Origin of the sequence: Pseudomonas auratipiscis, assembly GCF_036324085.1 — a bacterium.
Lineage (GTDB): Bacteria > Pseudomonadota > Gammaproteobacteria > Pseudomonadales > Pseudomonadaceae > Aquipseudomonas > Aquipseudomonas auratipiscis.
The window spans coordinates 199,203-221,783 of record NZ_JAZDCU010000001.1; the positions used below are offsets into that span (position 1 = coordinate 199,203).

Consider the following 22,581-nt stretch of genomic DNA (forward strand, 5'->3'; position numbering starts at 1 on the left):
TCCCCGAGCAGCAGCCGATTGACCGTACCGGCCTGAACTCCTGGGACGATGAGCGGGTACGCAACTAGGTCGAGAAGACTGGCAAGACCAAGCTGGTAATTGCCGGGCTGTGGACCGAAGTTTGTTTGAACCTCGCCGTGCAGAGCACCTTGGCTGCTGGATATGACGTTTACATCGTCACCGATGCTTCCGGCGGTGGGAGCGAGGAGGGTCGTGAGCGTGGCGTCCAGCACATGGTACAGTCAGGCGCTAAACCCATCACTGCCGCGGTCTATCTGAGCGAATTGCAGCGGGACTGGTCGCGCGAAGAAACTGCAGGCGACGTTGCCAAGCTCTTTGCTGAGCTGGGTGGCGGTTTTGGCCAGGGTCTGCGCTGGGAATGGCAATTGCTCGGTCTTAAGGAGGGTACTCGCTAATAGCTGCATACGTTGCCCTTTGTTACCTTTACGTAAGCGGAACCTTGTGCCACTCTGCCTGACGAGGCTGTCGGCACAAGCAGGTGACGACGGGACAAAGCTCAAGCAAACTGCCAGAAGTCCATGACACCTGGCAGTCCCGGAGTTTCAAATGGCGCGATATATACCAATAACAAACGCTGCTGATCCGCTCCACGAGTCTCGTCAGGCTCGTCTAAAACTGGTTCACGACGGTGAACTGCCGCAGGGCATGCTGCGCGAGGAAATCGATGCGTCCTGGCGGCGCAGCCTTGGCTACGGCTTGAACTGCCTGGAAGGCGAACACCGTGAGATGTCCCAGGCCGCCGATCTGAAGGCGTTGCTGGAAAGCAACCGTCTGCTGATCGACGCTGCCACCCCTGAACTTGAATACCTGGTCGGTCGCCAGGGCAAAGGCGGCATCATTATTCTTGGCGATGCCGAGGCCAACGTCCTGGCAATCGATGGCCCCACCGATGTGCTGCGTCAATCCGGCCTGCGCGACCTTCACCCAGGTGCCTGCTGGAGCGAATCGCTGCGCGGTACCAACGCTATCGGCACTGCAGTGGTGGAAGGGCGCCCGACGCTGATCAACTGTGGCGAACACTACCTCGACCGCCTCAGTCCATTTTCCTGCACCTCGGTACCGCTGCGCGATCCGCAAGGCGAGGTGATCGGTGTGCTTGACCTGACCCGTGAAGGGGTCATGGCCCAGCCTCAGGACAACCTCTCGACCCTGCTGCTGGCGGCCGGCAATATCGAAAGCCGTATGTTCGGCCAGCGCTACCCTGAGCAGTTGGTGCTGACCTTCCACAGCCGTGCGCAATACCTTGGCAGTGCCTGGCATGGCCTGCTGGCGCTGAGCCTGGCGGGCGAGGTATTGGCTGCCAATGACCAGGCCTGTGCGTTGTTGCAGGTGCCGCGCCAGGAACTGGTCGGGCGCTGCTGCAGTGAGCTGATGGGCGAGCGTTCGGCGGCATTCATGGCGCGTTTGTGGCAAGGCGGCATCAGCAGCGTGCAGACTGCCAAGGGCGAGTTTTTCTTCCGCACCGTTCATCTACCGCGTCATTCCAGCCTGAATTCGGTTCCCGTCACCAGCAAGCCTGCGGCCCCACAGAAAGGCGCCGAGCTCGAGGCGCTGGCCGGTAACGACCTGCGCTTCGCCCGCGCCTTGCGCATGGCCCGCCAAGGCTTGAGCAATGACTTGCCGGTGCTGCTATTGGGTGAGACCGGCACCGGCAAGGAAGTGGTTGCGCGGGCCTTGCATCAAGCGGGTCCACGCTCGGGCAAAGCCTTTGTCGCGGTAAACTGCGCGGCCATTCCCGAAGGGCTGATCGAATCGGAACTGTTCGGCTACCGCGAGGGGGCCTTTACCGGCTCACGGCGCGGCGGCATGGTCGGGCGCTTGATGCAGGCCCACGGCGGCACCTTGTTCCTTGACGAGATTGGCGACATGCCGCTGGCGTTGCAGGCGCGCCTGTTGCGGGTACTGCAGGAGCGCCGGGTGGCGCCGCTCGGTGCGGGCGACGAGCAGGACATCGATGTGGCGATTATTTGCGCCACCCACCGCGACCTCAAGCGCCTGGTGCTCGACAAGCATTTTCGTGAAGACCTCTACTACCGGGTCAACGGAGTCAGCCTGCGACTGCCAGCGCTGCGCGACCGCGATGACCTCAAGGCAGTGATTGCCAGCCTGATGCGCAAGTTCGGCGCTGAAAGTGTGCGCCTGGACAAGGACCTGAGCGAACTACTGGAGAACTTCGACTGGCCGGGCAACATCCGTCAATTGGAAATGGTCCTGCGCTCGGCCCTGGCAATGCTTGAAACCGATGAGCAGGTGCTGGGCCTCGAGCACCTGACCGATTGCCTGCTAGAAGAGCTCAACGGCAGCAGCCCGCCACCGGGCAGCATTCGTGAGAATGAAGTGGAATTGATCCGCGGCGCACTGGAGCGGCACCAGGGTAATGTGACAGCGGCGGCCGATGCCTTGGGCATCAGTCGCGCGACCCTGTACCGTAAACTCAAGCAATTGCGCAGTTGACGGTCATGCGTGGTCTTTTCCTGCGTTTGGTCGACGCCAACGACCCCGAACTCATGCGCCGTGCCCTGGCCTGGCTGTACAGCTTTGTGCGTCCCCAGTGGCGGGCGATCGCGGTGCTGCTGGGCTTGTCATTGAGTGCCTCGCTGCTGGTGTTGGCCCAGCCTTGGCTGGTCAAGACCTTGATCGATGACGGGCTGCTGGCGAAGAACTTCGACACCCTGTGGCACATCGCGCTGATCATGATCGCCGCCGGTGTGCTCGGCACCGTGCTGTCGGGGATCAACCGCTACCTGCACACGCGCCTGTCCGGACGCATCCTGTTCGCCCTGCGCGACGACCTTTATGGCCACCTGCAGCAACTGTCACCGGGCTTCTACGGACGCAAGCGCCTGGGTGACATTCTCTCGCGGCTCGATGGGGACGTTGCCGAGATTCAGCGTTTTGCCGTCGACTCGATGTTCTCTGCAGTCTCCAGCCTGATCGGCCTGATCGGTGCAGTGAGTCTGATGCTAATGCTGTCGTGGCAGTTATCGTTGCTGCTGGCGCTGCTGATTCCCATCGAAGTGCTGTGGCTGCGCTGGATGCGCCGCAAGGTCGAGCGCGAAGTGCGCAGCCTGCGCGAGCGTTCGGCAGATGTCTCCTCGTTTCTGGTCGAGACCCTGCCTGCCATGAAGTTCATTCAGGCGGCCGGTCAGCAAAAGCGAGAAGCTGTGCGCCTCGGGCACTTGGGCCAGGGTTACATGGGCCAGTTGCTCAAAGTGCAGGTCACCGAGTTTTTCACTCAAGCGGTGCCGGGCACCCTGACATCGCTATGCCGCGCCGCGGCGTTTTTGCTGGGCGGATATTGGGTGATCCAGGGCACCTGGCAATTGGGTGCGCTGATCGCGTTCTCTACTTACCTGGGTATGGCGGTGGGGCCGGTGCAGAGTCTGCTTGGGCTGTATGTCGCCGTGCAACGCATGGCGGTCAGCCTGATGCGGGTAATGGAGCTACAGCAGGAGCCGGTCACCGTATGCCAGCCGGAATCGCCAGTGCCGATGCCAAAGGGGCCTGGCGAGCTGCGCCTTGAGGGTGTGCATTTCGCCCATGAACAACGCCGTGGTGCGGTGTTGACCGACGCCCATATCTGTATTGCCGCTGGCTTGAAGGTGGCCATCAGCGGTGCCTCGGGGGTCGGCAAGTCGACCTTGATCGATCTACTGCAGCGCTTCTACGACCCTGATCAGGGGCGGATTCGGCTCGATGGCGAAGACCTGCGTCACCTCGACCTGCTGGCGGTGCGCGAGCGCATTGCCGTGGTCAGCCAGGACATTGTGCTGTTTCGCGGCACGCTGGCACAGAACCTCTGCTACAGCCGTCCGAACGCCAGCCGTGCCGATCTGGAGCGGGTAGTGCAATTGACTCGCCTGGACAGCCTGGTGCAGAGCTTGCCCATGGGGCTGGACGGACCACTGGGCGAGCGTGGCCAGCAACTATCTGGAGGGCAGAAGCAGCGTATCGCCATTGCCCGGGCATTGTTGCAGGAACCGTCGATACTGGTGCTCGACGAAGCGACCTCGGCCGTCGATGAAGCCACCGAGCGTGAGGTGATCAGTGCGATTGACCAACTGTTTGCCGGACGTACACGCATTCTTATCAGCCATCGCCCGTCGACATTGGCCGATGCCGATTTGCATCTGCACCTGGAAGATGGTCGCTTGCGCCTGATCGAAAATGAGCCGGTACGCCATGGACACTGAGGTACGCGTCGGTGTGATCGATACCGGCTTTGCGCCGCGGCAGGCCGAAGGCGTCACCGCTGCCCGGCGCTTCTGGCTACAGGAGGGAGTGCTGTGCGAGGGCGAGACGCTGGCTGATGCCTTGGGCCATGGCAGCCAAGTGCTCGACTGTCTGCTGGAGCAGGGAGGCAGCGGGGAGGTGCTGGTAGCGCAAGTGTTCGCTGAACAATGGTTGACCTCGGCCCTGCAGGTCAGTGCGGCGTTGTTGTGGCTGGTCGAACAGGGGGCGACGCTGATCAACATGAGCCTCGGTCTGCAACAGGATCGTCATGTGCTGCGTGCGGCCTGTGCCGCGGCTGTCGAGGCTGGCGTGCTGCTCTGTGCTTCGAGCCCGGCACGCGGAGCGGCGGTGTATCCGGCCAGTTATCCGGAAGTCATTCGCGTGACCGGCGACGCTCGCTGTGGCCACGGTCAATGGTCGCGGTTGGACACGGCCCAGGCAGACTTTGGCGCACAGGTTGATCCGTCTTGCGGCCGGGCTGGAGCGAGTTTGGCCAGCGCCGCATTGTGCGGTCAGATCCGCGGGTTGTTGAGCGCACAACCGGCAGCCAGCCGTGAGCAGGTGCTGGTCTACCTGCGCGATAACGCGGCATTTATCGGCCCGGAGCGCCGGGGGAGCGAACATGACTGAGCCATGTATTTTGGTGCTCGGCGCCGGCCCTGCGGGTGCGGCAACTGCCATGGGTTTGCAGCGACTGGGTTACCGGGTGCAGGTCGTCTCCGACTGGCGTCGGTTCGACGCCGTGGAAGGGGTGTCGCAGCGGGTACTGGAAGGGCTGCGCCATGCCGGTTTGGGCAAGGCACTGGAACAGGCCGCGATGCCTTCCAGGCGCCGGGTGGAGTGGAATGGCCAGCGCCAATGGCTCAACCAGGAATGCCTGCTTGATCGCAGTTGCTTCGATCAGGCGCTGCGCGAAGACCTGCGTAATGCGGGTATCGAGGTGATCGAAGCACGCGTCGCTGATCTGAGCAGTCGCACCGACGGGCACCAGGTGCAACTGCACGACGGCAGGTTGCTGACGGCCGAGTTTCTGGTTGAGGCTCGTGGGCGTCAGGCGCCGCTGACCGCCAGTCGCCTGCGCGGGCCGGAAAGTGTCAGCTTGCTCAATCTGTGGCGTGAGCAACCGGGTGAGCCGCTGTCGGCGGTAGAAAGCCTCGCCGACGGCTGGGCCTGGATGGCGCGCCTGGCCGATGGCCGGTGCTATTGGCAGATCAGCCTGGACAGCAGCGCCGGTGCACTGCCGGGCAAGGCGCAACTCGCCGAGTATTGTGCCCAGCGTCGGCGCCAGTCGGCGCTGGTCGCTGAAATGTTTGGTGCTGCAGCCACCCAGGCCGTAGAGGTCTACGCGCGCAGCAGCACGGCGATTCTTGCCGGCCGGTGCGCCGGGGACAATTGGCTGCGCGTCGGTGATGCGGCGATGGCCGTGGACCCGCTGTCCGGCAACGGTATTTTCCAGTCGTTGTCTTCGGCGTTGCAGGCGCCTGCGGTGATCAACACGTTACTGCGCCGTCCTCGACACAAGGCGTTGGCGCTGCGTTTTCATCAGGAGCGCATCGAGCAGCTGTTCTTGCGCTTCGCCCGCATCGGCAGGGACTTCTATGCCCAGGAGCAGGGCAAGGTCGGCCAAGCATTCTGGGACAAGCGCCAGTCCTGGCCGGATGCCCAACCGCTTCATCTGGCCGCTGACTACCGCCAGTTGCGGGTCGAGCGTCGGCCGGTGGTGAGCGATGGTTTCATCGATGAGGCCGAGGTGGTGGTCAGTGCAGACCAGCCCCTGGGTATTTGGCACTTGCAGGGTGTGCCGTTGGCGCCAGTGGTCAGTGGCCTGCGCAGTGGGCAAGGGTTGGAGCAGTTGCTGGGCGCAAGGCCCGCTGCCGAGCAGGCCATGCTGCGCAACTGGCTGGCTGCGCAGGGTTATCAGGGCTGACACCTCAGAAGAAGGTGCCCACCAACAACTGCAGATAGGTGCTGGTGTCGCTGCTGCCCAACTGTACGCCGCCGTCTTCGGCACTGCGCTCGGGTTTGTAGAAACCCACCAGCGGGCTGATCAGCCAATGGTCATTGACCATCCACTCCAGGTACAGGTCCAGTTCCCGGCCGCCGAGGTTGCCCCGGTCCTTGTCCAGCGTGGCAAAGTCGTAATACAGCGCGCCTACCGTCAAGTTCTCGCGCGGCTTGGCTTTCAAGGCCAGGTGATGGACTTGGGTGTTGGTGTTGAAAGGCCCGGCGTAGTTGGCCGCCACTTCGCCCTGGAACCAGGTGCCATAGCCACGGCTGGCACCATAGAACAGCGGGTCGAATGATTCAGAAAATCGGCTGTAGCGATAGCTGGCCGCCGGTGTCCAGGCGACGTCGGAGAAGGTCCATCCCGCTTCCACGTACCAGGCGTTCTCGCGTCCGCTGTCTTTTTCCTGAGTGACGTATTCGGCGGCCACGTCCAAGTCCTTGATGCCCAGGCTGCTGCGTCCGCGCAGGCTGATGGTGTCCATGCCGTCGCGTTCCTCAAGGCCGAGGATCGATGCGTAGCGCTGATCGACGTCCATGCCGTGAATCCAGGACAGACCGAGGGTGCCGGCATCGCTGATATGTTCGATGTTGGCAACGGCCAGTTCGGTATCGGCCTGATAGTGGTTATCGGATTTAAGCCAGATCAGATCGCCACGCAGGCCTTCGCTGCCCCCCAGACGCAGTACTGCGGTGCGGTCGAAGGCTTTGCGCGCGGCCAGGTAATAGGCGCCACCGCGGTTGAAGTTGGCGCCCAGGTCGACCTTGCCGAGGTTGACCGGATCGCCCTGGATAAGAAAACCCTCGCCGAGGGTCACCACTTGCCGCCCGCCGGAGATGTCCACGCCGTTTTCTCCCAACGCCGGGAACAGATTGTCGGAACGCCAGCCTAGATAAGCGTCCTCGACAGCGGTGCGGCGCTCGCTGCCCAAGGTCAGGCCGGCGGCATCACCGTCGCCCCAGGTGGCAGAACTGAGCAGAGAGAATGCGCCGTAGAGGCTGCCGATGTCGGCAAAGGCCTGGCTGCCGCTCAGCCCGTACTTGGCGTAACCCTCGCGCCAGGCACTGCTGCCGGGCTGGCGATTACCGCCAATGGCATAGCTTTCGTCACTGTGGAACACGCCAAACAGCGCTTCAAGGTCGGCATTGAGAACGCTGCCATCCTTGTTGTAGAGCTCGTGGGCCTGGGAGGTACCCGCGAGCAAGGCCAGGGCGAGAAGGGTGCGGTTGCTGCGAATCATCGGATGCTCCTTGTTGTTTTTATTGGCGGATGGAACGCGAAACGACAGGCCGCTGCCGGGCCCAGCAGCCGTGGACAACGCCGTCAGGCAGCCACTGCTACTGGGCCAGGCGAGCGTTTCAGAGTTTGATCAGGACTGATTTGAGCTCGGTGTAATGCTCGATGGCCGCAGCGCCCATCTCCCGGCCCACGCCCGAGAGTTTGTAGCCGCCAAATGGCAGCGCCGGGTCCAGGGCGCTGTGACAGTTGACCCACACCGAGCCAGACTTGATGCGCGGGATCATCCGGTGCACCGCCGACAGGTCGTTGGACCAGATGCTCGCGCCCAGGCCGTACGGGTTGTCATTGGCCAGACGTACCACTTCGTCGAGATCATCGAAAGGCATGGCCACCAGTACCGGGCCGAAGATTTCTTCTTGCACCAGGCGGTGCTGCTGGTCGACATCGACGATCACCGTCGGCTTGACGAAGTAGCCAGGGCCAAAGCTGTCGCCGCCGCAGGCAATGGTGGCACCGAGTTCGCGACCCAGTTCGATGTAGCGGCTGACGCGCTCCTGTTGCTTGGCCGAAACCAACGGGCCCATCTGCACGCTTGGGTCCAGGCCGTTGCCCAGCTTCATGCCATTGGCGATGCCAGCGATGTCGGCGATCACATTGTCGAAGTGCTTGCGATGCACATACAGGCGCGAGCCGGCGCAGCACACCTGGCCCTGGTTGAAGAAGATCGCGCTGGCGGCACCGGCGGCGGCTTCCTCCAGGTTGGCATCGGCCATGACGATGGTCGGCGACTTGCCGCCCAGCTCCAGGGTCACTCGGGTCATGTTGTCCATCGCCGCTTTGCCGATCTGCTTGCCCACTTCGGTGGAGCCGGTGAAGGTGAGTTTGTCCACGCCGGGGTGACGGGTAAGCGCCACGCCAGCGTTCAGGCCGGTGCCGGTAATGACGTTGAAGACACCCGCCGGATAGCCGGCCTCCAGCACCAGGGACGCCAGCTTGAGGGCGGTAAGTGGGGTCTCGTCCGCCGGCTTGAGAACCACGGTGCAGCCGGTGGCCAAGGCCGGGCCGAGTTTCCAGCAAGCCAGCAGCAGCGGGAAGTTCCAGGCAACAATCGCCCCGACCACCCCGACCGCTTCACGGCGGATAAAACCGTGGAACTGGTCGTTGGGCATCAACGGCAACGAAGCCTCGACGGTCGAACCTTCGATCTTGGTCGCCCAGCCGGCCATGTAGCGCAGAAAGTCGATCGCCAGTTGCACATCCATGACCTGAGCCACGGCGGCACTTTTGCCGTTGTTCAGGCATTCGAGCTCGGCCAGTTCCTGTGCATCGCGTTCCATCAGGTCGGCCAGGCGCCACAGCAGGTTCTGGCGCTCCCGTGGACGCATGCGGCTCCAGGCTGAGTCGTCGAACGCCTGGCGCGCGGCGCGCACGGCCAGATCGACATCCTCGCTGCTGGCGGCGGGAACATTGCCAAGAATTTCACCTGTTGCCGGGTTACGAAAGCTCATGGTGTTGCCGCTGGCCGCGTCGCGCCATTGCTCACCGATGAGCATTTTCAGCGGACCGCTGGCGAAGGCGCGGGTCTGCGCGAGGATAGGCAATTCGATAGACATGTGTCGGCTCTCGTTGGGGAGTATTGCCAAGCCCAACGCAACCGCCGTGCCAACGCCGCAAGACCGATATAACTGATTAATAAATAAGAATTATTTTTTTCAGCGGATGATTTTCGAGCGCAATCGCCTGTAGCAGTTTGAGATGCATCAGGCGGCGGATGAGACAGTGTCGCACGCTGGTACGGGTGTCGCAGAACGTAACATTCGCCGGTACTCCACATCCTTCGTGAAAGCTGGCTAAGTGATTGGTTATACGATGAATTTCTAGATTGGCACGTAACTTGTGTGGTCGAGCAGACAATAACAAGGAGTGGCCTACGTGAGTGATCTGCAACGCGGTGGAGGGGGGCAATGGGCATTCGGTTTGGTGCTGAGCTGCACGCTGTTGTGGTTTTTGCCCCAGGTCGGCAACTGGTTGCTGGTGGTGATTGCCGGCTTCATCGTGCTGGGCGCTTTGCGAACCAGCCTGCGTATTGCGTGCTGGCGGTTTGCCTTGGCGGCCTTGTATGGCGCCTGTTTGAGTCTGGTCCTGCACCTGCTCGCCGATGACTTCCATTTGCGCTACATCTGGCTCTACAGCAGCGCCGCGTTACCGTCCTATTTGAAAATGTCCAACCTCTGGGGCGGTGACGAGGGCACGGTGCTGTTGCTGGCGACCTTATGCATGACCATCGGTATGCGCAGCGCTGCCGCACCCGGCTGGAGCGGGCGCAGCAATGCGCTGGTCGCCGCCTGGTACACCCTGGCCGCGGCCTGGCTTGGTCCATTTACGGCGACACCGCCCGACTGGCTTGCGGCTCAGCAAAGTCAGGGCATGAACGCCCATCTACAAACAATCTGGATGGCGTTTCACGCGCCGTTGATTCTGGCGGCTTATGCCTGGGCCATCGCGCCTGCCGGTGTAGCACTCGATGCCTTGAATGGCGCCAGTGACAGCTATGGGCGAGTGGCCTTGACCTACAGCAGGCGCTCCTGGTTGGTGCTGACTGCCGGTATCGGCATGGGCATGGTCTGGGCGCTGGAAGACTTTACCTTTGGCCAACTCTGGCACTGGGACCCGGTACAGACGTCCGCCTTTATTGTCTGGGCGATGTTGGGCGCAGTGTTGCATGGTGCCAGACGCTGGCGTCCGACGTCCCACAACCGGCGCCTGTTGCCGATTCTAAGTGTGCTGACGGCCGCGTTGGCATGCATGGCTTTGTCGGTGACACGCAGTGAAGTGCTGGCCAGCTCTCATCGCTACATCGGCACCACTTCATGGCTGAGCCACCTGGCGTTGGCTGCGGTACTGATTTGCCTGCTGCTGGTGTATGCCTGGAAAGCCTTCGCTCGATCCAGCGAAGGCCTGAAGAAGATCCGCCGTTCGGCCTCGGACTGGGGCCTCGACCTGTCGATCTGGCTGTTCGCCGGGGCGGCATTGCTTGCCGCGGCTGCGCTGCTCAATGCCCATATCGGCCAGTGGCTGCAGATGGAGAAAGCGTCTGAGTTGAAACCCTTCTTCGAAACCTTGATGACCTGGGCCAGCGCCGCGGAAATGGCCGATTTGCGCCGTGCTTTCGACCACTGGGATGTGGATGGTCACGGGCTTGGCAAGTGGCTGACGCCGGTGATCGCCCTGTTGGGCTTGATCGGTGGTTGGGTGTTTCTGCGCCGCTGCTTGCGCGCGCAGGGGGCGACCATTATCACCCTGGCGATGGCCTTGTGGGTGACGCTGACAGCCTGGCGCGGCGGCTGGCTGACGCCACGTTATCGCGGCGAGGGCGTGTTGTCGCAAAGCATTGTCGATGTGCTGCCCTGGCTCGACGCTGCCTTGCTGTCGGCCCTGTTCCTGCTGGCGGCGTGCATCACCTGGGGCGCGGTCGTGCTGTGGCGCAGTCGCAGGCTGGGAACCCTGCGCCATACCGGGCCGCTGGCACTGATTCACGGCGGTGCCGTGATCGCGCTGGTCGGCGGCCTGCTGGCAACCGCCTTGAATACCTACATGCCGATCAATATCGCGCCTGCCAGCGCAGCGGACGCCTGGCATCGGGTCGCGGAGCAGATACAAGTACGCGTATTGCCGATCAGCAGCGAGTCGAATTTCTCAGGCTACCGCGCGGTGGCTCAGGTCGAACTGCGCAGCGAAGGGCAGGTGATTGCCGGGCACGCGTTGTTCCAGGACGGACGCGAACTGCCGCCAGCCTATCAGGGGCCAGTGCGCCAACTGTGTGAGATTCTCGACTACCGCTATGCGCGTCACGTTGGAGACCCCGGCTATGTATTGCATCCGTTCATCGTGCGCGGCTGGGCTGAAGACCTGCAGGTCTGGGTGCCGGCTTCGCCCCGATTGATGCAGGCCGGTAGCACGGCTACTGGTGACGCAGAGGCCAGCTATGGAGTCGTGGTGGTGCGTCGTTATCCGTTTGTGTCGTTGGTCTGGATCGGCCTGCTGGCAATGGTGTTCGGTGTTCTGGCGCTGCCAGGCCACGGCCATCCTTCCCGACGCAACACCACGCAAGTGTCTCAGAGTTAGACAGGGTTCGCGAAATTAGACACCGGTAACCGGGTGATTCACCCTGCAGTACGTGTGCGTTGTAGGTAACTAGTTGTTTTGCATGGCTTTATGCGTTCTGGCATGCGACATGCTTTGTGTGATGTAGCTGTGTGCTAAAACCCTCGAAGGGTGCGGAAAATTTTAACAACAATACCGTGGAGGCCTGACCTTGAAGACGACCCGACTCCGACATTATCTAGGTGCCGGCACCCTGGCCATGATGGCCTGCGCAGTCATGCAGCCTGCTCTGGCAAAAGATGGCCAAGCCATTCTCAATGCCAAGTGCATGGCGTGCCATACCCCCGAAGGCAACGATTCCCTGACCCGCATCAGCCACCAGCGCAAAACGCCGGAAGGCTGGTTGATGAGCGTTGCGCGTATGCAGGTCATGTATGGCGTGAAGATCGATGACGAGGATCGCCGCACGGTGGTCAAGTTCCTCGCCGACAAGCAAGGCCTGGCGCCCAGTGAGACCGATGGCGTGCGCTACGCCATGGAGCGGCGCCTGAACACCGTGGAAAAGTTCGACGAACCGCTCAACCAGATGTGCGCGCGCTGCCACTCTGGGGCACGGGTCGCCCTGCAACGTCGTCCACTGCAGGAGTGGGAACGCCTGGTGGACTTCCACCTGGGTCGTTGGCCGTCGCTTGAGTATCAGTCGCTGTCGCGCGATCGCGACTGGTTCGGCCTGGCGCACAAGGAAGTCGCACCGTTGCTTGCCAAGCACTACCCATTGGAAAGTCAGGCCTGGAGCGACTGGCAGAAGAACAAGCCCAAGGCGGACACGCTGCCGGGGCAATGGAGCTTCAGTGGTCATATGCTGGCCAAAGGCGATGTACGTGGCGTGATGACGGTCACCCCGGACACCGTCGATAACTTCAAGGTCGAGGTCAAGGGCCAGTACGCCGACGGCACCCCGTTCAATGGCAGCGGTTCGGCCATTCTCTACAACGGCTACGAATGGCGCGGCAACCTGCAGATCGGCGATGTGCGCATGCGCCAGGTATTTGCAGCACTCAACGGCGAGATGAAGGGGCGCATGTTCGAGACCGAGCATGATGAGCGCGGCCTGGACTTCAGCGCGGCCAAGAGCGATAGCGCCAAGTTGCTGGCAGTGCAGCCGGCTTTCATCAAGGCAGGTAGCGAAGCTGAACTGACCTTGGTGGGCAGCGGACTGACCGGCACGCCGGATCTGGGCGCCGGCATCGAGGTGCTTAAAGTCCTCGAAACTGCGCCTGGCAAACTGCGCGTGCAGGTCAAGGCGGCTGCCGATGCGGCGCCGGGTGTACGCAGCATCGCCGTGGGCGCGCTCAAGGGCGTGGAGTTGGCGGTGTACAAAGACATCGCCGAGGTCAAGGTAGTGCCTGCGTACTCCATTGCCCGGGTAGGTGAGAACGGTGGCTCGACGCCTAAGGTGCAAGGCCGCTTCGAGGCGGAAGCCTGGGGCAAGGGCGCAGATGGCGCACTCTATCGGATCGGTTACCTGCCGGCGAAATGGACGGTGGAGCCGTTCAACGAGCAGGCCAGGGAAGATGAGGACGTCAAGTTCGCCGGCACCATGCAGGACGATGGTGTGTTCGTACCGGGGCTGGCCGGGCCGAACCCGCAGCGCAAGATGATGACCAACAACGCCGGCAACCTGAAAGTGATTGCGCAGTTGGAGGAAGGTGGCATGAAAGGCGAAGGCCACCTGATCGTGACCGTACAGCGTTGGAACAATCCACCGTTGCCATAACCGTGCCTGGCTGGGGGCGGGTAGGTCCCGCCCGATGTGGCAACGACGATTGAGCACTTTTCCGGGAGGTCGCCATGGGCGCTATCTTGAATCTGGTCGAACGCAACCTGCACGAAGTGCGGGTGGACAACGACCGCATGCTGTTCCACATACCGAGCAGTTCGCTGTTCGCTACCGATGACGTTACCGGTGGCATTATCGATGCCCTGCGCCAGCAGGGTTGCAGCTCTGAAGACCTGGTCCAACGCCTGGCCGGGCGCTTCGCCGGGCAGGAAATCGACGAAACCCTGCGCGAGTTGATCGCACTGGAGGTGGTCAGCAACGGGACGGAACTGACACCTGAAATCGGCATCAGCCGGGTCGAGCGCACCGCACTCAATACCGTGGTGCTGAACGTCAATACCGGCTGCAACCTCAGCTGCACCTACTGCTACAAGGAAGACCTGGACAAGCCCTCGGCGGGCAAGAAGATGGGCGCCGATACCGCCGAAGCCTCGGTGGAAATGCTCCTGCGCGAGTCGCCCGACGAGGAGCGCTACAGCGTGGTGTTCTTCGGCGGCGAACCGCTGTCCAACCGTCCGCTGATCGAACACATGGTCGACTACTGCGAGCGTCGCTTCGCCGAGCAGGGCAAGCAGGTGGAGTTCATCATGACCACCAACGCCACGCTGCTCACCGAAGAGATCATCGACTACCTCAATGCCCACCGCTTTGGCCTATCGGTCAGTATCGACGGGCCAAAGACGGTGCATGACCGCAACCGCATTACCGTCGGCGGGCAGGGCACCTACGATGTGGTCCGGCGCAAGGTCGACCTGTTGCTGTCACGCTATCGCAGCCGTCCGGTCGGCGCGCGGGTGACCCTTACCCGCGGTATCACCGATGTCGAAACCATCTGGAATCACCTGTTCAATGAACTGGGTTTCGCTGAAGTCGGCTTTGCCCCCGTCACCTCGGGCGACATGTCCAACTTCAACCTGACCGGCGAGGAACTGGTCGAGGTCTTCGCCAACATGAAGGCCCTCGGTCGGCGTTACCTGGAAGCAGCGCTGGAACACCGCAATATCGGTTTCTCCAACCTGCATCAGCTGATCACCGACATTCACGAAGGGCACAAGAAGGCCTTGCCGTGCGGCGCCGGGCTGAAAATGCTGGCAGTGGACCACAAGGGGGAGCTCAACCTCTGCCATCGCTTTACCGGTTCGAGCATGCCGACCTTCGGTAACGTTCATGGCGAATTGAAGCAGACTGAACTGACCGACTTCCTTTCGCAACGCCTGGATCGCACCAACACCGGCTGCGACACCTGCCATATCCGCAACCTGTGTTCCGGTGGCTGCTACCACGAGAGCTATGCCCGTTACGGCGACCCGACCCACCCGACCTATCACTACTGCGAGCTGATGCGTGACTGGGTGGACTTCGGCATCGAAGTCTATAGCCGCATCATGGCCGGCAACCCGGCGTTCATCAGCAGTTACATCACTCCGCGCAAGGTCCACTGACATGAAACATCTGAAGCCGCTCAACAATAAAGCGCTGATCCTCGAACAGGCCGCTGCCGAAGATCGTCTCGAAGAAGTCGTGGCAATGAGCAGCGTGGCCGGCTGTACCGCAACCACGGACCCAGGCTGGGAAGTCGATGTGTTCGGTGGCGTGGCGTCGTTGTGCCAGCCGATGGAGGCCGACCTGTATGGCTGCTCCGACCCGTGCTGGTGGCCAGCGCAGGTGCCCGACATGATGAGCACCTACCAGGACTGGAACAAGGATGGGCAGAGCTCCGAGGAAGGCTGGCGCAACCTCAGCACTGTGTTCCCGAACGACAAATGACCTGATGACAAGAATAAAAGGGATAACACTATGAAGCTTCAGTTCATCGGCCGCCTGGCTGCTACGAGCATGGGTTTGTTTGCCGTTTGTACCGCCGCCACCGTTGGCCTTGCCATGGGCGTGCCGAGCGCCAGTGCCGCCAACAGCGGCCCGGCGCTCAAGCCCGGTCAGGAATACCTGCTGGCGACCAACTACCCCAACAACCTGCACCTGATCGATGTTGCCACCGACAAGCTCTACAAGACCTGCGAGATGCCCGACGCTTTCGGTCCGGGTGCCGCTCAGGTGGCGCCGGACAAGAAGACGGCCTATGTGCTCAACAACCACTATGGCGATATCTATGGTATCGATATGGATACCTGCAAGACCGTGTTCCACGCCCGTCTGGCGTACAAGCCGGGCGAGCAGGCCAGGGCCATGCTGTCACTGGCGGTCAGCCCGGACGGCAAGGAGGTCTACACCGTCGCCAACCCCACGCTGATACTCAACGACCACTATGCCGTGCAGGAACCACGCCTGCAGGTGTACAGCACCGACGCGGGCCTCGACGCCAAGCCGGTGCGCACCTTCCCGGTGCCGCGCCAGGTCTCGATCATGCAGGTGGGTGACGACGGCACCCTGTACATGGCCGGTCGCGATATCTACAAGCTCGACGTGAACACCGGCAAGTACAGCGTGGCCTTGCCTACCGGCAGCTGGACGCGGCCGCATTACAGCCCGCCGGACCTGCTGTACATCTGGTCGCACCAGAGCCCGCGCCGCGATTTCTCGCTGCTCTACACCGCAGCGAAATTCAAGGATGACAAGCAAGACCCGGCCACCGCCGACTATGTCTATGGGTACGTCAGTGTCGACCTCGCCACCGGCAAGACCGAGACGACGGACTTCGCACCGTTGACCGAGGTGTACTTTACCGGCATGCGCTCACCCAAAGACCCGAACCAGATGTTCAGCGTGCTCAACCGCCTGGCCAAGTACGACATCAAGGAGCAGAAGCTGATCAAGGCAGCCAAGCTTGCGCACTCCTACTACTGCATCAGCTTCAACAAGGCAGGCAGCAAGCTGTACCTGACCGGGACCTTCAGTGACATCGCCGTCTACGATCCGGACAAACTCGAACTGACCAACAACATCAAGCTGCCCGGTGGCGACATGGTGACCGGCACCGCCCAGGTGTTTACACGTTGACCTGAGCGCAGCGCTGGCCTTACAAGCACAGTGTATGGTCTAGCATTGCTGCAGTTGACCCGCGCTGTGCTGCCGGCCCAAGGCGGGTAGCACAGCGCCTGAATTCGCGTTACAGCCCACAACAATCACAAAGGGGCCTACATGAATCACCTGAGTTATTCCCAGGGGCGGCAGGACAAAGACCTGCTGGCCATGACCCTCGGCGCAGCGTTCGATACCACGGTTGCCAAATTCGCAGCGCGCGAAGCTTTGGTTGTCCGGCATCAGGGCCTGCGCTACAGCTGGCAGGCCCTGGCCGATGCAGTGGACTGCCACGCCCGGGCATTGCTGGCCCTGGGGTTGAACAGCGGTGACCGCCTGGGCATCTGGGCGCCCAATTGCGCCGAATGGTGCATCACCCAGTTTGCCAGCGCCAAGATCGGCGTCATTCTGGTCAATATCAACCCTGCCTATCGCAGCAGCGAACTGGAATACGCGCTCAAGCAGTCCGCCTGCAGCTGGGTGATTTGCGCGGACGCCTTCAAAACCTCCGACTATCACGCCATGTTTCTCGGCTTGGTGCCGGAGCTGGCCGAGGTCAAGCCCGGTACCCTCAACTGTGAACGGCTGCCTGCCTTGCGTGGTGTGGTAAGCCTGGCCAGCGACCCTCCCGAGGCATTTCTGGCCTGGAACGAGCTGCAGAAAATGGCCGCCGCGGTCAGCGGCGAAACCCTGACAAGCCGCCAGGCCAGCCTGCGCCCTGAAGACCCGATCAACATCCAGTACACCTCCGGCACCACAGGTTTCCCCAAAGGGGCCACGCTCAGCCACCACAACATCCTCAACAACGGCTACATGGTGGGTGAGAGCCTGGGCCTGAGCGAGCAGGATCGCATGGTGATCCCGGTGCCGCTGTATCACTGCTTCGGCATGGTCATGGGCAACCTGGGCTGCATGACCCATGGCAGCACCATGATCTACCCCAACGATGCCTTCGACCCGCTGCTGACGCTGAGCACGGTTGCCGAAGAAAAGGCCACTGCACTGTACGGCGTGCCGACCATGTTCATTGCCATGCTCGACCATCCGCAACGCGCCGACTTCGACTTGTCCAGTCTGCGCACCGGGATCATGGCCGGGGCGACTTGCCCGATCGAAGTGATGCGCCGGGTGATCGACGAGATGCACATGGGCGAGGTGCAGATTGCCTATGGCATGACCGAAACCAGCCCGGTATCGCTACAGACCGCCGCCGAAGATGAGCTGGAACTGCGCGTGACCTCGGTGGGGCGCACCCAGCCGCGCCTGGAGAACAAGATCATCGACAGCGAAGGCGTAACCGTGGCCCGGGGCGAGATCGGTGAGCTGTGCACGCGTGGCTACAGCGTTATGCTCGGTTATTGGAACAATCCTGCTGCCACCGCGGCGAGCATCGACGCTGAGGGCTGGATGCAGACCGGCGACCTGGCGGTGATGGACGAGCAGGGCTATGTGCGCATTGTCGGGCGTAGCAAGGACATGATCATTCGTGGCGGTGAGAACATTTATCCGCGCGAGCTGGAAGAGTTCTTCTTCACCCATCCGGCCATCGCCGACGTCCAGGTGATCGGCATACCTTGCAGCCGTTATGGTGAAGAAATCGTCGCCTGGATCAAGTTTCATCCCGGCCACAGCGTCGCTGAGGATGAGCTACGCAGCTGGGCAAAGGCGCAGATCGCTCACTTCAAAGTGCCGCGCCATTTCCGCTTTGTCGAGGAGTTCCCAATGACGGTGACCGGCAAGGTACAGAAGTTCAAAATGCGCGAGATCAGTATCGAGGAGTTGACCATTACCGTGGAAGGCAATGGTCGCTAGCAGTGGGGGTGGCCCGCATCAGGCTTGCGCCTGTCGCGGGTTACACGCGACCAATGCGCATGTTAATCGGCCAGGTAACAGGGCGTTTGCTAGTGGGCTCGCCCCATAGCCTGGCAAGTTCTTCGGCAAAGTGCGTAAGTACCTCGTCCTTGCCTGCATGCGATGCCTGGCGTACTGCCGACCAGGTGGAGATATAGCCAAGAAATTCCTCCAGGTTCCACTCCAGGCAGAAGCTGATGGCGTCGCCGTTGATTTGCGTGAACGGGAAGTCCAGCGTCGCGTAACCGCTATCGACGAGCTTGCGCTGTGCCGGCCAATAGGGCCCGATTTCGTCCCAGTAAAAGCGCTGGAAGCGCTCGTTCAGTGTTGGCTCGAGCAGCGGCACGCCGTAGCTGATCAGTGCCAGGATGGCCCCGGGTACCGCCACGCGGCGAACTTCAGCGTAAAAGCGCGGCAAGTCGAACCAGTGCGCCGCCTGCGCTGCAGTGATCAGGCTGGCGCTGCGCGATTGCAGGGGCAGATCTTCTGCCGGGGCGCATTGATAACTGACGTTGGCTTGCGCGGTGCAGTGGGCGATCTGGTCTTCGCTGGGATCAAAGCCTGAGACTGCGCTGAAGTGCTCGGCGAGGTCTCGGGTAAGCTGGCCGTTGCCACAGCCAACGTCTACCGCCAAAGCCATGTTCGGCGCCAACGAAGCCAGGTAGGCGGCCAGTGACTGCGGGTATTGCGGCCTGAAGCGCGCGTAGGCCTCGGCACCCTTGTCAAACCAGTTGGTGCTCTGTGCGGTGCTGCTATTCATTGATATTCACCTCTGGCCGTCGAGTCGTTGCCAATAGTCCTTTTATCGCCACGTTACTACCCGCAAGGGTGATTCGCAAAACTACCCCTTCAGGCAATATTGCTCGCCGGTTTACCTGCATAGCATGGGCTTTCCATCTGATCCAACTCCTGGAAAGCCGCATGCAAACAATAATAAAGCGCGCAAACCTGCATCCCACCCTGTTGGCGACCGCAATCGCCTTGGCGTGGGGAACTCAGGCGCAAGCCGTGAGCTTCAACATCGGGGAAATCGAAGGCACCTTCGACTCGTCACTGTCCATTGGTGCAAGTTGGGGTACCCAAGATCCCGACTCGGACTTCATCTCCAACTTCAACGTGATGGGCGAAGAGGGCCGTGCCGCCTCTCGCACCGCCGACGACGGACGTTTGAACTTCAAGAAGAACGAAACCTTCTCGAAGATCTTCAAAGGTATCCACGACCTGTCGCTCAAGTACGAAGACTCTGGCGTGTTTGTGCGCGGCAAGTACTGGTATGACTTTGAGCTCAAGGACGGCGAGCAGCATTTCTACGACATCGATGACCACGGCCGTGACCGTTCGGCCAAGGCCTCGGGCGCAGAGTTTCTCGATGCCTTTGTCTACCACAACTATCAGATCGGCGATCTGCCCGGCAACGTGCGCCTGGGCAAACAGGTGGTCAGTTGGGGGGAAAGCACGTTCATCCAGAACTCGATCAACGCCATCAACCCGATCGACGTCGCCGCGCTGCGCCGCCCGGGGGCCGAGGTCAAGGAAGGGTTGATTCCGGTCAACATGTTCTACCTGTCGCAGGGCCTGACCGAGAACCTGACTGCAGAAATGTTCTACCAGTTGGAGTGGGACAAGACGGTCACCGATAACTGCGGCACGTTCTTTGGCGCCGACCCGGTGGCCAAGGGCTGTAATGACCGTCTGGTTATTGCCGGTCCCGATTTTGCCCCCGGTGTGGCAAGCAACAGCCTGAACATTCAAGCAGTTGCCCAGGGTCTGGATAACGCCTACATTCCACGGGCCAAAGACCACGAGCCTGGGGACAGTGGCCAGTTTGGCCTGGCGTTGCGCTGGTTCCTGCCTGAGTTGAATGACACCGAGTTGGCGGCCTACGCGATGAATTATCACAGCCGCAATCCGTACCTGAGCTTTACCCGCACCACCGTGGCGGCTCCACCGAATACCGCTAACACTCCGGCCCGGGTGCGTACCGCCAGTTACTTCGTCGACTACCCGGAAGACATCCGCCTGTATGGCTTGAGTTTCCAGACCAACGTTTCCGGTGTTGCGCTTGGCGGCGAGGTGAGCTTCCGTCCGAACATGCCGCTGCAGATCAACACCGCCGACCTCAACCTGGCCGCTGTCAACCAGTTGGGCCTGATCAATGGCGTGCCGGGTGCAGTCTCGCCCGTGTTTGTCGACGGTTTTGCCACCAACGCCCCAGGCGCGGCAATTCCGGGCTACAAGCGCATGCCAGTGACCCAGGTGCAGGTGACGGCGACCAAGTTCTTCGATCAGGTACTGGCCGCCAGCCGCCTCACGCTGGTGGGTGAGGTGGACTACAACCGCGTGTCTGGCTTGAGTACCGATACCGGTGACGTGCGTTTCGGTCGCAGCCCAACCTACGGTGCAGGCGCGCTGGTCGACAACGGTGCGGTATGCCGAGGTACCGCCGCCGGTACACCAACAGCGAGCAACCCGCAGCAGGAATGCAACAACAAAGGTTATTACACCAGCGATTCCTGGGGCTATCGGGTGCGCGGCAAGCTCGACTATCCCAACGTGATTGCCGGTATCAACTTGTCGCCGAGTCTGGCCTGGTCGCATGACGTCAACGGCACCGGTGTCAGCTTCGAGGAAGGCGCCAAGGCGGTCAGCCTGGGGCTCGATGCCGACTACGAGAACACCTACACCGCAAGCCTCAGTTACACCAACTACTTTGGCGGCGACTTCAACACGCTGGTGGACCGTGACTTTATGTCGCTCAGTTTCGGCGTGAACTTCTAAACCTGATTCCGTGGAGATCTGCAGATGAAACCCATCACTTTTTTTCAGGGTGCAGCGCTGACCCTTACCTTGCTGGCCACTGGTGTCATGGCGGCAGTGTCACAACAGGAAGCGGACCAACTCGGCACCACACTGACGCCTCTTGGCGCACAGAAGGAAGGCAATAGCGACGGCAGCATTCCGGCCTGGACCGGCGGGCTCAAACCAGGGGCGGCGAAAGTGGAGAAAGGCTTTCTGGGCGATCCGTTCGCTGATGAAAAGCCGCTGTTCGTGATCAACGCGCAGAATGCACAACAGTACAAAGACAAGCTGACTGACGGGCAGATGGCGATGTTCAAGCGCTATCCGGACAGCTACCGGATTCCGGTATACACCAGCCACCGCACCGCCTCGAACCCACAGGAAGTCTACGATGCGGCGAAGAAAAGTGCCTTGAATACCGAATCGTTGGCCGGCGGCAACTATGTCGGCAACCTCACAGGCTCGCGGTTCTATGCTTTCCCGCTGCCTAAAACCGGCGTAGAAGTGCTGTGGAACCACATCAGCCGCTACCGTGGTAAAAACTTTCATCGTCTGACCGCTCAGGCAGCCCCGCAAACCAATGGCTCCTTTACTGCCGTCGAGTTGAGCGATGAAGTGGGTTACCCGCAATACATGAAGGACGGCGACGGAAAAAAAGCCGAGAACGTCCTGTTCTACTACAAACAGGAAGTGACTGCGCCTTCGCGCCTGGCCGGTGGCGTGACACTGGTGCACGAAACCATCGACCAGGTGACCGAACCACGCATGGCCTGGGTCTACAACGCCGGCCAGCGTCGGGTACGTCGTGCCCCACAGGTAGCCTATGACGGCCCGGGGACGGCCGCCGACGGCCTGCGCACAGCTGACAATGCCGATATGTTCAACGGCGCGCCGGACCGCTACGACTGGAAACTGGTGGGCAAGAAGGAGATGTACATTCCGTACAACAATTACCGTCTCGCGTCGCCGCAGCTCAAGTACAAGGATATGCTCCAGGCCGGGCACATGAACCCGGACCACACCCGCTACGAGCTGCACCGCGTATGGGAAGTCGTCGCCACTCTCAAGCCTGGTGAGCGCAACATCTACGCCAAGCGCCACATGTACTTCGATGAAGACACCTGGCAGTTGGTCGAGATCGACCACTACGATGGCCGTGGCCAGCTGTGGCGGGTTGCCGAGGGCTTTGCCATGAACGACTATGAACAAGGGCTTGGCAACTACGCGGCCATGGCGATCAACGATCTGGTCGCCGGTCGCTATCTGGTCATGGCCTTGGCCAACGAGGCGCCGCATGGCACCGAGTACGGCACCCAGCCGACGATGGCGGACTTCACCCCTGGCGCATTGCGTAACGCCGGTATCCGCTGAACCCCTGCGCCGCGATCGTCCTGATCGCGGCCTCTTTGCCTCGGGACGGTCGCAGGAACTAGTTCCTACGACCGATTGTAGAGGCGGGCCCCTGATGATTTGCTAGGCACACTCTGCCGCCTGGCCAATAACAATTATCAGG

At 61.5% G+C, this 22,581-nt stretch carries 15 protein-coding genes and 1 pseudogene; 13 read left to right on the forward strand and 3 right to left on the reverse strand.

Annotated elements, in window-relative coordinates:
• Window positions 1–83: 83 nt before the first annotated feature.
• The 5 genes and pseudogenes from V0R60_RS00905 to qhpG form a co-directional block, all read left to right on the forward strand.
• Window positions 84–416: pseudogene (locus V0R60_RS00905) on the forward strand (isochorismatase family protein); the annotation flags it as partial.
• Window positions 417–567: 151 nt separating this feature from the next.
• Window positions 568–2,475 carry a sigma-54-dependent Fis family transcriptional regulator gene (locus V0R60_RS00910; RefSeq protein WP_330078649.1) on the forward strand — a complete coding sequence of 636 codons (1,908 nt, stop codon included), beginning with the start codon at window positions 568–570 and terminating at the stop codon, window positions 2,473–2,475.
• A 5-nt stretch (window positions 2,476–2,480) separates the two neighbouring features.
• Window positions 2,481–4,214 carry an ABC transporter ATP-binding protein gene (locus tag V0R60_RS00915; protein WP_330078648.1) on the forward strand — a complete coding sequence of 578 codons (1,734 nt, stop codon included), beginning with the start codon at window positions 2,481–2,483 and terminating at the stop codon, window positions 4,212–4,214.
• Window positions 4,204–4,884, forward strand: coding sequence for a subtilisin-like serine protease QhpE (qhpE, locus tag V0R60_RS00920; RefSeq protein WP_330078647.1), 681 nt, complete (start codon window positions 4,204–4,206; stop codon window positions 4,882–4,884). Before V0R60_RS00915 ends, qhpE begins: the two co-directional genes overlap by 11 nt.
• Window positions 4,877–6,181, forward strand: coding sequence for a flavin-dependent monooxygenase QhpG (gene qhpG / locus V0R60_RS00925; RefSeq protein WP_330078646.1), 1,305 nt, complete (start codon window positions 4,877–4,879; stop codon window positions 6,179–6,181). The genes qhpE and qhpG overlap by 8 nt, the downstream gene beginning before the upstream one ends.
• Before the next feature lie 4 nt (window positions 6,182–6,185).
• Here the strand turns inward: qhpG and V0R60_RS00930 are convergent, their stop codons facing one another.
• Window positions 6,186–7,499 carry an alginate export family protein gene (locus tag V0R60_RS00930; protein WP_136476337.1) on the reverse strand — a complete coding sequence of 438 codons (1,314 nt, stop codon included), beginning with the start codon at window positions 7,497–7,499 and terminating at the stop codon, window positions 6,186–6,188.
• Between the two features lie 118 nt (window positions 7,500–7,617).
• Window positions 7,618–9,111 (reverse strand): aldehyde dehydrogenase family protein, encoded by a 1,494-nt coding sequence (locus V0R60_RS00935; RefSeq protein ID WP_330078645.1) that lies wholly within the window; start codon window positions 9,109–9,111, stop codon window positions 7,618–7,620.
• A gap of 319 nt (window positions 9,112–9,430) precedes the next feature.
• On the opposite strand from V0R60_RS00935, the gene ccsA reads away from it, so the two are divergent.
• From ccsA to V0R60_RS00965, 6 genes are all read left to right on the forward strand, one after another.
• Complete coding sequence (ccsA, locus tag V0R60_RS00940) at window positions 9,431–11,623, forward strand: cytochrome c biogenesis protein CcsA (RefSeq protein ID WP_330078644.1); 2,193 nt, start codon at window positions 9,431–9,433, stop codon at window positions 11,621–11,623.
• A gap of 190 nt (window positions 11,624–11,813) precedes the next feature.
• Window positions 11,814–13,379 (forward strand): quinohemoprotein amine dehydrogenase subunit alpha, encoded by a 1,566-nt coding sequence (gene peaA, locus V0R60_RS00945; protein WP_330078643.1) that lies wholly within the window; start codon window positions 11,814–11,816, stop codon window positions 13,377–13,379.
• A 74-nt stretch (window positions 13,380–13,453) separates the two neighbouring features.
• Entirely contained in the window at window positions 13,454–14,884 is a 1,431-nt protein-coding gene (gene peaB, locus V0R60_RS00950; protein ID WP_136476331.1) for a quinohemoprotein amine dehydrogenase maturation protein, read from the forward strand.
• A gap of 1 nt (window position 14,885) precedes the next feature.
• Window positions 14,886–15,209 carry a quinohemoprotein amine dehydrogenase subunit gamma gene (gene qhpC / locus V0R60_RS00955; protein WP_136476329.1) on the forward strand — a complete coding sequence of 108 codons (324 nt, stop codon included), beginning with the start codon at window positions 14,886–14,888 and terminating at the stop codon, window positions 15,207–15,209.
• Window positions 15,210–15,239: 30 nt separating this feature from the next.
• Window positions 15,240–16,397 (forward strand): quinohemoprotein amine dehydrogenase subunit beta, encoded by a 1,158-nt coding sequence (gene peaD / locus V0R60_RS00960; protein ID WP_375547251.1) that lies wholly within the window; start codon window positions 15,240–15,242, stop codon window positions 16,395–16,397.
• 141 nt (window positions 16,398–16,538) lie between these two features.
• Window positions 16,539–18,230 carry an AMP-binding protein gene (locus V0R60_RS00965; protein WP_330078642.1) on the forward strand — a complete coding sequence of 564 codons (1,692 nt, stop codon included), beginning with the start codon at window positions 16,539–16,541 and terminating at the stop codon, window positions 18,228–18,230.
• A 40-nt stretch (window positions 18,231–18,270) separates the two neighbouring features.
• Here the strand turns inward: V0R60_RS00965 and V0R60_RS00970 are convergent, their stop codons facing one another.
• On the reverse strand, window positions 18,271–19,029 hold the full coding sequence (locus tag V0R60_RS00970; RefSeq protein ID WP_136476325.1) for a class I SAM-dependent methyltransferase: 759 nt from the start codon (window positions 19,027–19,029) through the stop codon (window positions 18,271–18,273).
• A 161-nt stretch (window positions 19,030–19,190) separates the two neighbouring features.
• On the opposite strand from V0R60_RS00970, the gene V0R60_RS00975 reads away from it, so the two are divergent.
• Window positions 19,191–21,047 carry a DUF1302 domain-containing protein gene (locus V0R60_RS00975; RefSeq protein ID WP_330078641.1) on the forward strand — a complete coding sequence of 619 codons (1,857 nt, stop codon included), beginning with the start codon at window positions 19,191–19,193 and terminating at the stop codon, window positions 21,045–21,047.
• Window positions 21,048–21,071: 24 nt separating this feature from the next.
• Window positions 21,072–22,439 carry a DUF1329 domain-containing protein gene (locus tag V0R60_RS00980; RefSeq protein WP_136476321.1) on the forward strand — a complete coding sequence of 456 codons (1,368 nt, stop codon included), beginning with the start codon at window positions 21,072–21,074 and terminating at the stop codon, window positions 22,437–22,439.
• Window positions 22,440–22,581: the final 142 nt, after the last annotated feature.